General features: G+C 52.3%; 10 protein-coding genes and 1 pseudogene. 7 read left to right on the top strand and 4 right to left on the bottom strand.

What is annotated here, in order from left to right:
• From QZ279_RS08340 to QZ279_RS08350, 3 genes and pseudogenes are all read left to right on the top strand, one after another.
• Positions 1 to 608: pyrroline-5-carboxylate reductase (locus QZ279_RS08340; RefSeq protein ID WP_293449906.1), on the top strand; the 608-nt coding region annotated here is incomplete at its 5' end.
• A complete protein-coding gene (locus QZ279_RS08345; protein ID WP_293449907.1) occupies positions 605 to 2,155 on the top strand; it encodes a trimethylamine methyltransferase family protein in 1,551 nt (516 codons plus the stop codon). The genes QZ279_RS08340 and QZ279_RS08345, both read left to right, overlap by 4 nt.
• Before the next feature lie 42 nt (positions 2,156 to 2,197).
• Positions 2,198 to 3,505: pseudogene (locus QZ279_RS08350) on the top strand (FAD-binding oxidoreductase).
• A 63-nt stretch (positions 3,506 to 3,568) separates the two neighbouring features.
• On the opposite strand, the gene QZ279_RS08355 reads toward QZ279_RS08350, so the two are convergent.
• The 3 genes from QZ279_RS08355 to QZ279_RS08365 form a co-directional block, all read right to left on the bottom strand.
• On the bottom strand, positions 3,569 to 4,879 hold the full coding sequence (locus tag QZ279_RS08355) for an ABC transporter permease subunit (RefSeq protein ID WP_293449908.1): 1,311 nt from the start codon (positions 4,877 to 4,879) through the stop codon (positions 3,569 to 3,571).
• The gene (locus tag QZ279_RS08360) at positions 4,876 to 5,682 is read right to left on the bottom strand and encodes an ABC transporter ATP-binding protein (RefSeq protein WP_293449909.1); all 807 of its coding nucleotides are present in this window, start codon (positions 5,680 to 5,682) and stop codon (positions 4,876 to 4,878) included. The genes QZ279_RS08355 and QZ279_RS08360 overlap by 4 nt, the downstream gene beginning before the upstream one ends.
• Before the next feature lie 92 nt (positions 5,683 to 5,774).
• Positions 5,775 to 6,773 carry an ABC transporter substrate-binding protein gene (locus tag QZ279_RS08365; RefSeq protein ID WP_293449910.1) on the bottom strand — a complete coding sequence of 333 codons (999 nt, stop codon included), beginning with the start codon at positions 6,771 to 6,773 and terminating at the stop codon, positions 5,775 to 5,777.
• Positions 6,774 to 7,171: 398 nt separating this feature from the next.
• Here QZ279_RS08365 and QZ279_RS08370 point away from each other — a divergent pair, with 398 nt between their 5' ends.
• The 3 genes from QZ279_RS08370 (at position 7,172) to QZ279_RS08380 (ending at position 9,228) form a co-directional block, all read left to right on the top strand.
• Positions 7,172 to 8,563, top strand: a complete 1,392-nt coding sequence (locus QZ279_RS08370) for an aminotransferase class III-fold pyridoxal phosphate-dependent enzyme (protein WP_293449911.1) — start codon at positions 7,172 to 7,174, stop codon at positions 8,561 to 8,563.
• A 164-nt stretch (positions 8,564 to 8,727) separates the two neighbouring features.
• On the top strand, positions 8,728 to 8,985 hold the full coding sequence (locus QZ279_RS08375) for a hypothetical protein (RefSeq protein ID WP_293449912.1): 258 nt from the start codon (positions 8,728 to 8,730) through the stop codon (positions 8,983 to 8,985).
• Positions 8,986 to 9,054: 69 nt separating this feature from the next.
• On the top strand, positions 9,055 to 9,228 hold the full coding sequence (locus tag QZ279_RS08380; protein ID WP_293449913.1) for a hypothetical protein: 174 nt from the start codon (positions 9,055 to 9,057) through the stop codon (positions 9,226 to 9,228).
• On the opposite strand, the gene QZ279_RS08385 is transcribed toward QZ279_RS08380, so the two are convergent.
• The gene (locus QZ279_RS08385; protein ID WP_293449914.1) at positions 9,225 to 9,881 is read right to left on the bottom strand and encodes a methyltransferase domain-containing protein; all 657 of its coding nucleotides are present in this window, start codon (positions 9,879 to 9,881) and stop codon (positions 9,225 to 9,227) included. The two genes, QZ279_RS08380 and QZ279_RS08385, sit on opposite strands and share 4 nt — an antisense overlap.
• Positions 9,882 to 9,941: 60 nt before the next feature.
• Here QZ279_RS08385 and QZ279_RS08390 point away from each other — a divergent pair.
• Positions 9,942 to 10,318 (top strand): LysR family transcriptional regulator (locus tag QZ279_RS08390; RefSeq protein ID WP_293449915.1); only part of this gene is annotated, 377 nt, incomplete at its 3' end.

A 10,318-nucleotide genomic window follows, 5' to 3' on the forward strand; every position in this document is an offset into this window, starting at 1 on the left:
AAGACATGGTCGATGGATCTGACATCGTTTTTCTATGCCTGCGGCCCGCCGTTTGGGAAGAGGTTGCTGCCCCACTTACATTTCGCAATGATCAGCAGATTGTGTCGATCATGGCGAATGTTTCGCTTTGTGCGATCAGGACAAAGGTCACGCCAGCTAACGATATTTGCATGACGATCCTGATCGGATTCCTCGAACGCGGCGGATGTCCTTTGCCCGCGTTCCAATCTGCGGAACCGCTGAACAGTCTGTTCGGTCCCGAAAACCCCGCGATTGAACTCAACGAAGAAGCCCAGATTGCGGATCACTTCGCGGCCTCTGCTTTGCTGTCTGCAACCTTAACCGTGATGAAAGACGGGGCGGATTGGTTGGGGGAACAGACAGGTAATCCAGCGGGGGCGGAAACCTATGTTGCGTCTTTAATGGCGGGCTTTTTACGTGATGTCCCGAAGGACGGGCAAGGGCGTATATTGGAAGAGCGTTCGGGGCTTGCTTCGCCAAATACGCTGAACAGAGCGGTCGTTGATGCGATGGAAGAAGCGAATACGCGTGGGATAATTCGAAGCGTCATGCAGGGCTTGAGCGATAAAATGAAGGGTGCCAAATGAACGTAGATGCAGTTGGAACCACACGTTGCGGGCGTGGCGCACGGCGGGCAATTCGCCAAACGCACGATGTAAAAATGTTGCCATCGCTGAAACGTGGCATCCCTTTGACAGAACCGATGGATGCCGAACAAATCGCACGCATTGATGCGGCATCTATGGACATCCTTGAAAATGTGGGCGTCGTTTTTCGCGATGAAATCGCCCTTGAGGATTGGCGCAAAGCTGGTGCCGATGTGCGCGGGGAAACCGTGTTTCTGGACCGCGCATTGGTTAGGGAGTTGATTTCGACAATCCCAGAAACCTTCACCTATCACGCGCGCAATCCTGCGAATAACTTGCCGTTCGGCAAAGATCATTCGATCTTTATACCCATGACAGGCGCACCCTTTATTCGCGATCTCGATGACCAACGCCGCAATCCGACTTTGGATGATTTGGCGAATTTTCACAAACTCAGCCACATGCTGCCAGCAATGCACTCTTCCGCGCATCACATTGTCGAACCCTATGATCACGCGATCAGCCACCGCCATTTGCGCATCACGTATTCGTCGATGAAACATTCCGACAAGACGTTCATGGGCATGACAACCAGCCCCAAGAATGCAGAAGATGTATTGGACATGGCTGCGATCCTGTTCGGGGACGAGTACCTTAAAACGCGTCCTGTGGTGACTGGCAATTGCAACGGGAACTCGCCTTTGGTTTGGGATGAAACGATGCTTGGCGCATTGCGTGCCTTCTCACGTCGAAACCAACCTGTGCTGTGTTCGCCCTTCGTTTTGGGTGGCGCAAATACGCCTGCATCCGTTGCGCCAACTGTGGCGCAATTGAACGTGGAAGCATTGAGCGCGCTGGCCTACACGCAACTGATCCGCAAAGGCGCACCTGCGATTTATGGGCATTACTTAAGCACGGTTTCGATGAAGTCTGGCGCGCCGATGGCGGGGACGCCTGAGATCAGTTTGATGAATATGATGATCGGTCAAATGGCGCGGTTCTACGGTGTGCCTTGGCGCACATCCAACACGCTGGGCGGCGCAAAAACGTTCGATGCGCAAGCAGGCTATGAAAGCGCGACGACCTTGATGGCGGTCATGATGTCGGGCGCCAATTATATCTGGCACTCTGCAGGTTGGAACGAGGCGGGTATGCATTGCTCCATGGCGAAATTCGTGGTGGATGCAGAGCAATGTGCGATGGCCTACCGTATGACACAAGGCATCAATTGGGATGATTTTGAAGAAGGCTTGGCGGCTGTCACGGACGTAGGTCTAGGTGGTCATTATCTGGGCCATCCGCATACGCTTGAGAACTTCCAGCGCGCATTTTTTATGCCTGAGTTGTTCGACAATAACTCGATTGAGCAATGGCAGGCAGAGGGCGGCGTTGAGATAAATGAGCGCGCTTTGACGCTAGTGCGAACGATGCTTGGGGAATACGAAGAACCTAAGCTGGATGCTGGCGTGAACGAAGCGTTACTAGACTATATTACGCCTCGAGAACGCGAAATTCCGGCGGCTGATGCGCTAAATCAAGAGTATTAGGGCCGTGATCAAGCGGCTCTTCGGGGAGAGGTTTGGAGTTAGATGAAGATCACGAGGTTCCCTTCAAACCCGGGTCCTGCTGCGTGGGATGCCATTCTGCCCTCTTGGGATGGATTTGGTGCGCTTGAGGCCGATGAAAACACGGATGTCTTAGTGATTGGTGCGGGCTTTGCGGGGCTCGCAGCTGCCTGTCGTTTGGTACAGCTTTGTCCTGATGAAAAGATTACCGTGCTTGATGCTTTGCGCGTTGGCGACGGGCCAGCGGGGCGCAATACGGGATTTATGATCGATATGCCGCATGATTTGGCGTCGTCGGATTATGGTGGGGATGTGCAAGCAGATCGCGCAACGATCGCGCGTAATCGTGCGGCGATTTCGTTTGCCGAAGAGATGGTGCAAGAATGGGATTTGCCTGAGGACGCATTTCGTAAGTCGGGTTAAATTAACGGCGCAGCAAGCGCAAAAGGCATGCATCACAATGTTGATTATGCTGCGCATCTGGATGTGTTGGGCGAGCCATCCGAGATGCTTAATGGTGCGCAGATGCAGGACGTGACGGGCAGTCGCTACTATCAAGGCGGGTTATTCACGCCCGGAACCGTGGTTTTGCAACCAGCCTTGTTTGTGAGATCCGCCGCTCAAAGACTTCGATCAAATCGGGTTAATATCTATGAGAACAGTGCCGTTCGTGCGCTGGATCGTATCGATGGGATTTGGCATGCACGTACCGACAAGGGTGTGGTGAAAGCGCCCAAAGTGATCCTTGCGGTGAACGGTCATGCACAAAGTTTCGGGCATTTCAAGCGTCGTCTTGTGCATGTTTATACTTACGGGTCGATGACCAAAGCGATGGACGCTGACGCTGTGAAGCGCTTGGGTGGGCAGGCCAATTGGGGGATAACGCCAGCCGATCCTTTGGGCAGCACTGTTCGCCGCATCAGCGGCACAGGTGGGGATCGTTTGATCGTGCGAAATCGCTTTACATATGAACCATCGATGAGCGTGAGCGATGCCAAGCTAAATGGCATTTGGCGTACCCATAATGAGAGCTTTGCAGCGCGTTTCCCTCAACTTGAAGGGATCGAAATGGAGCATCGGTGGGGCGGGCATTTGTGCTTGTCGATGAACAACGTGCCTGCCTCTGGTGAAGTTGAAGAAGGCTTGTTCAGTGCGTGCTGTCAAAATGGACTTGGCACGGTGCAGGGCACGTTGGGGGGGATGATGGCGGCAGAGTTGGCGACGGACCATAGGTCTGACATGCTAGATGATATGCTGGCGCTGGACCCACCAAAGCGTCTGCCACCTGAACCTTTTGCAAGACTTGGGGCGCGCGCGTTTGATGTGGGGTGAAAAGAAAGCGGGGGCAGAACTTTAAGTTCCGCCCCCGATAATTCAGATTGCTGTTTGGAAGGCTTAGACTTTGCCCTTCCAAGGCACCAGCCATGTTTCCAAAGCGCGCACACCCACATCAATTAAGAAGCCGATGATGCCGATCAAAATGATGCCTACGAGAACGATATCCGTGAGCTGGAATTTGGACGCGACAACGATCATCTTGCCAAGGCCAACTTCGGCTGCAACGAGTTCAGCCGCAACAACCGTACCCCAACAAACACCCATTGCTACACGCGCACCTGTGAAAATCTCAGGAAGCGAGTTCGGAACAATAACCTTCGTTAGGATTTGCCATTTGGACGCACCAAGCGAATAGGCCGCATGCACCTTGGCAATCGCAACACCGGACACGCCAGAGCGTGCTGCAATGATCATGATCCAAAGCGCTGCAAGGAACAGCAGGATAACTTTGGACGTTTCGCCAATGCCAAACCAAATGATCATCAATGGGATCAATGCAAGTGGCGGAACAGGGCGCATGAATTCAACGATTGGATCAAACCATCCGCGTGCCCAATTTGTCAGACCCATCGCGTAGCCCAATGGAATACCGATCAAGGAACCCAACAAGAAACCGATCAGAACACGCTGCAAAGAAAAGCGGGTGTGCTCCCAAAGGGTGAAGCCTTGGTAGCCCTCTTTGTTCAATCGAATGAACCGCTGCATAACAACTTCTGGTGCAGGCAAATAAAGACGCTGCATCCGTAGGCCCGTCGCAGGGGCAAAGGTTGGTGTGCCTTTGTCCGTAAGACCAATCATACCTTCGGGGATCTTGATTTTTTCACCTGGTTTGATGGCTTGGCCGTTGATTGCAGTAATTTTTGATCCGTCCTTTTTAGAGACGTCATCGTTCTTCCAAACGTTCACAACCTTAAAGCTGTAGCGCGCAGCTGTGATGGAATCGTTCTTAGCAAACCCGTCACCAGGTTCTACGTCGACAGCGCTTGGTTCCTTGCCGGGGTTACCTTCGCTATCTAGCGTTTGCTGAATGTCTTCGCGATACACACGCACGGTGACCGTGCCATCATCAGATGTGCCATCTTCTAGCGTTGCGGTGTAGGTAAAGCTGACATCACCCTGGAAAGGTCCGGGCAGCTTGGGCAGTGGAATCACAGAGTTTGTGAACGCAACCCAAAGCCAGAAAACCGTCAGTATCGAGATGACAGACGCGATGCGGTTGGCTTTTACCGCGCTTTCGTCGCCAAACGTAACTGTCTTAAGCGAATTGAAACCATCGCGCTGGAAATAGCGTTTAAGAAGCCGCGACAGGATCGCATAGCTTCCAAAGAACGCGGTGACATAGAGTACGAGAACTAAAAGACCACTCATGATGATGCCTCCGTGCGGCCCATGATTTCTTCTTCCATGCTCCAGATCATTTCGAGGATTTCCTCGCGTGTACTGTTGTAATCTTTGTGCTTTTTGACTTCGCGCAGATCATTGCCAACACCAAGGTCAGCGAACGGCAAACGGTACTCTTTGTGAACGCGACCGGGGCGCGGGGCCATGACCAACAAACGTTCGCCCAAAAGCAATGCTTCTTCGACAGAGTGGGTGATCAGAATGATCGTCTTGCCCGTCTCGCGCCATAGGTCCAGAACCAAGCCCTGCATCTTTTCGCGCGTCAAAGCGTCCAACGCACCAAGCGGTTCGTCCATCAAAATTACGTCGGGATCGTTTGCAAGGCAACGGGCCAAAGCCACACGCTGCTGCATACCACCGGAAAGCTCGTAGATCGCTTTCTCTTTGAAATCGCCCAAACCGACGACTTCAAGAAGATGTTCGACCTTCTCTTTGCTTTCGGCGCGGCTGATACCCGCCATATCGGGTCCAAAGCTCACGTTCTCACGCACTGTCATCCACTCAAAGAGGGCACCTTGTTGGAAGACCATACCGCGATCGGCACTGGGTCCAACGACCTTTTTTTCGTTTAAAATAATATTGCCCTCAGTCGGGGCAAGGAAACCAGCGACGATATTGAGCAACGTTGTCTTGCCACAGCCCGATGGGCCAAGCACGCTCATCAGTTCTCCGGATTTAATATCCAGCGAAACATTTTGAAGTGCTTGAACATGGCCACCATTGGGCAATTCAAACCTCATCGAAATGTTGTCTATTAGTAATTCAGACATCTGACCCTTCCCTGCTCTCGTATCGAGCTATTTTTCGTAAAATGAAGGCGGGCACCTCGTTAAAAGTGCCCGCCTCGCATAAGGTTCAAGGCTTACTTGATTGCTTCAAGTGGACCTGTGTTTACGTTGTCAGCATATGACTCTTTCGCCGCGTCGATGGACTTCGCGTTCACGAAGACGTCTGCAACACCCTTCATGAAGTCTTGCGCTGTGCCACCGAGCCATGCGTTGCCCAACTGCTCTTCTACAGTTGGGAAAACGAATGTGGATAGGCTGGACGCCGCGTCCGCTTCGGACATACCCGCGTCTTTTGCGATCACTGGAAGCATCTTGGATTGCATGGCTTCGTCAGCCCACATTGCGTTTGCGTCTGCTGTGACTTTCAAGAACTTCGCAACCATGTCGGAATTTTCTGCAACGTAGGATGTTGGCGCTGTTGTTGCGTCAAATACCAAGATGCCAAGTTCCATCTTCTCTGCGCCAGTCAAAAGAATGTTGCCACTTTCTTTCATACGTTTAAGCGCACCGCCCCAACCACAAGCCATGTCAACAGAACCCTGCGCCAAAGCCGCTTGGCCTTCTGCTGGTGCCATGTCCACAACTATAAGGCCTGCAACGTCAACGCCAAAGTGGCCCATCTGCTTCAAGAAACCGTAGTGCGCCGCCGTACCGAGTGGAACTGCAACTTTCTTGCCAGCCAATTCAGCTGCTGAGTCTTTGTCGATCTCAAGTGCTGAGGCAACAACACAGTTGTCATTGTCAGAGTAAGAAACCGCAACGTCGACAACCTGAAGATCTTGACCAGCAGAAGTTGCAACAACGAACGGTGGGATGCCTTGGGATACGGACAACTGAACGTCGCCAGACGCCATTGCAGCAGACATTGCTGTGCCCGTGTCGAAGGAAACCCACTTCACTTCTGTGCCGAGTGCTTCGTCATACATGCCTTCAGCTTTTGCGAACTGGAATGGCATTGGCCACTCAAGGAAATAGCCGACTGTCAGTGTGCTGTGGCCGCCAGCCATGGCTTGCGCGCCAGACAGCATTGCAACGCCTGCAACAGCGCTCATAAGTTTTGTTTTAAGTGTCATTTGGTCTTCTCCCGAATGTGTACCCGAAGATACGAAGTCCGACTTTTTAGCCGATACGTTTGGAGCCACGCTTGCGCGTTGCCCTGCGCCGCTCAAGGCAACGCGATTAAAGGATTCTTGCAAACTGTTTTTGCAGTATCCGTTGCTAAGGAAGTCATGTTTATCCCGCGCAAGCAACTCACAATCTAGAAATATTGCTTGGAAACCATAAAGATACCTTCTTAGTTACGTAGATAATCTAAATTTAAGGCAGTTTTTTGGACTTAAGTTATGGCATGAACTGGCCCTATCAGACTCGGCCCATTCTATATGAATTAAGCATATCAAACCCCGCTCTTTAAGGGGTATTTCAGCGCGCCGCAAAGACGGCCGCTCTCCAACATAGAGGGTGATTGCAAATGGACGGTACTTTTAAAGACAACGATTATTCCAAAATTGTCGACGCGGACCGCGCGCATGTTTGGCACCATTTGATCCAGCACAAAGGGTTTGAAACCGGAGAGCCGAAGATCATCATCGAAGGCAAAGGCATGAAGGTCTGGGACCAGAATGGCAAAGAACATATGGATGCGGTCTCTGGTGGTGTTTGGACCGTTAACGTTGGTTATGGCCGCGAAAGCATTGCGAATGCTGTGCGGGATCAGTTGGTCAAGATGAACTTCTTCGGTGGCACCACGGGTTCCATTCCGGGTGCGATGTTTGCTGAAAAGCTGATCACCAAGATGCCAGGTATGAGCCGCGTTTATTATGCGAACTCTGGTTCTGAGGCGAACGAGAAGGGCTTTAAGATTGTCCGTCAAATCGCGCACAAGCGTTACGGCGGCAAGAAGCACAAGATTCTGTACCGTGATCGCGACTACCACGGTTCAACACTTGCGACGATGTCCGCAGGCGGTCAGGACGAGCGCAATGCGCAGTACGGCCCTTTCGCCCCCGGTTTCGTGCGCGTTCCCCACTGCATGGAATACCGCAAGCACGAGCAAGCGGGCGCACCTGATGAAGGTTACGGCGTGTGGGCTGCAAACCAGATCGAGGAAGTTATTCTGCGTGAAGGCGCTGACACAGTCGGCGCACTTTGCGTTGAGCCAGTGACTGCCGGTGGCGGTGTGATCACGCCACCCGAGGGGTATTGGGAGCGCGTTCAGGAAATCTGTAAGAAGTATGACATCCTGCTGCACATCGACGAAGTGGTTTGTGGCGTTGGCCGTACGGGAACGTGGTTCGGATATCAGAATTACGGCATCAAGCCTGACATTGTCACAATGGCGAAGGGCGTTGCCTCTGGCTATGCAGCGATCTCTTGCTGTGTAACGACGGAAGCTGTGTTCGATTTGTTCAAGGACGACTCGACTGATCCGCTGAACTACTTCCGCGACATTTCCACGTTTGGTGGATGCACGGCTGGCCCCGCAGCTGCGCTTGAGAACATGCGCATCATTGAGGACGAAAGCCTTATGGCAAACACCCTTGCCATGGGTGAGCACATGATGAACAACCTGCATGCGCTGGCTGAAAAGCACGCCGCAATCGGCGATGTGCGCGGCAAGGGTCTGTTCATCGGTGCGGAACTGGTCTCGGATCGCGGTACCAAAGAGGCGCTAGATGAAAAGATGGTTGGCGCGGTTGTTGCAGATTGTATGGCACAGGGCGTTATCATCGGCGCAACGAACCGCTCAATTCCGGGCAAGAACAACACGCTTTGCTTCTCACCAGCTTTGATCGCAACGGCGGATGATATTGATCACATCACAGATGCGGTTGATCAGGCGCTGGGCCGCGTTCTTGGCTAAGCTGCCTTTGGAGTGATACGTAGAAATGCAAAAGCGCCGCTGGATTGATGTCCAGCGGCGCTTTTCGTTTGGATGGAATGTCGCAGGTTTGTGGTTTTGATTGACGCGTTGATATCCGTCAACATACGCTAACGTATGTAATCAAGTGAATCGGAATTTGCAGCATGCCGCGTGTTACCTCCATTGCCTTGCCCAACGATGCCTTGCTTGGGAAATACCTGTCCTATGAGGATGCTTTTGCGGACTGCTATACAACGTCAATTGATCGCGAAATCACACTTGAGGAGTTCGTTAAAACCTTCTTCGACACATGGCTTTTTCGCCTTAAACGCAAAATTCTTAACATCACAATTGGCAAACCGCCTACGACACAGAACATTGCTGATCTCGCGGATGGCACATCTAGCAGTCTTGCGGTGTAGCATGTCGAGGAACGCAATACCAATCAACTTTTGCTTGCTGTTGGCACAGGTCCCATCCGTACATGGCTTATGCGTGAAAACGAGGCAGAGAAGACCCGCTTGTATTTCGGAAGCGCGATCTTGGCGACGTCGCTTGACAACCAAGGGCGCGCGAAAATGGGGTTCACCTTTCGCGCGCTGCTTGGATTTCACAAAGTCTATGCTTGGGCATTGTTGCGCACTGCTGCAAGATCCCTGCGCTAGATCTTACGCGCTACGACGTAGCGTGCGGGTGGGTCGACAGGATGATTGCCGCTTTCCACAATTTCAAATCCCGCGGCTTCGATCATTTGGTCATAAGCCGCTACTGAAAAACTTTGCACAAACGGAGCTTTACCAAAGAATTGCGCGAGTGGGATCAGCTTTAGCATCAGCTTGATCTTAAAACTCGACGACGCCAAGCACGGTGTTTTCGTAATCAACAAGCCACCTCTTTTCAACGCGCCATGTGCTGCGGTCAACGTGGCGGGAACGTCGGGCACAAGGTGCAACAAGTTCAGCGCGAGCATGGCATCAAGATTGTCATGTGCAAAGATCCCCTCAAGCGTAGGGTACCTTTCAAAGCTCAAATTTGGCAGGCTTGTTGCCGCAACTTTGCGCCGTGCAATCGCGATCGTGGCGCTGGAAATATCGGTGCCGTGATAGGTGGCGGTACTTTCCGCAAGCAAAAGTGCGGTCGATCCGGTGCCGCATCCAATTTCCAAAACCGTGTCCTGCGGCTTGAGATAACTGCGCGTGCACTCCAGCGTATATGTGTAGGCGTCCATATCTCTGATCGCGTCGTTTGCGTATTTCTCTGCGATCTTGTCCCAGAATTTGGCTTGGCTTTGCATGGTGTTCTCCTTTGTATCGTTCATAATTCATGCATGCATCACTATGGAATTGCCGAAATCCGTCTTTGTGTTATGCATTAATGCATGAATTGGCAGGCAATATCCTTTGATTGGAATCATGCACGTGCATTTCTCGTGGTTGTTGAGGCGGGCTCGCTCTCGGCGGCTGCTGTTGTTTTGCAACAAACCCAACCTACGATTGGTCGCCAGATCACGGCGCTTGAAGAAGAACTAGGCGTCACGCTGTTTGAACGCGCAGGCCGTTCGCTCAAGATCACACAGACGGGCATTGATTTGGCCGAACACGTGCGCGCGATGGCAGACGCGGCCGGACATATTTCTATGGTTGCCTCTGGGCAATCCCAAGCGGTTGAAGGGCTCGTGCGCATTGCCGCATCCGAACTTTTTGCTGCCTATCTCTTGCCCCCTATCTTGCAAAAATTGCGCAGTATTGCCCCCAA

It is taken from the genome of Planktotalea sp., from assembly GCF_018607965.1.
Classification (GTDB): Bacteria; Pseudomonadota; Alphaproteobacteria; order Rhodobacterales; family Rhodobacteraceae; genus Planktotalea.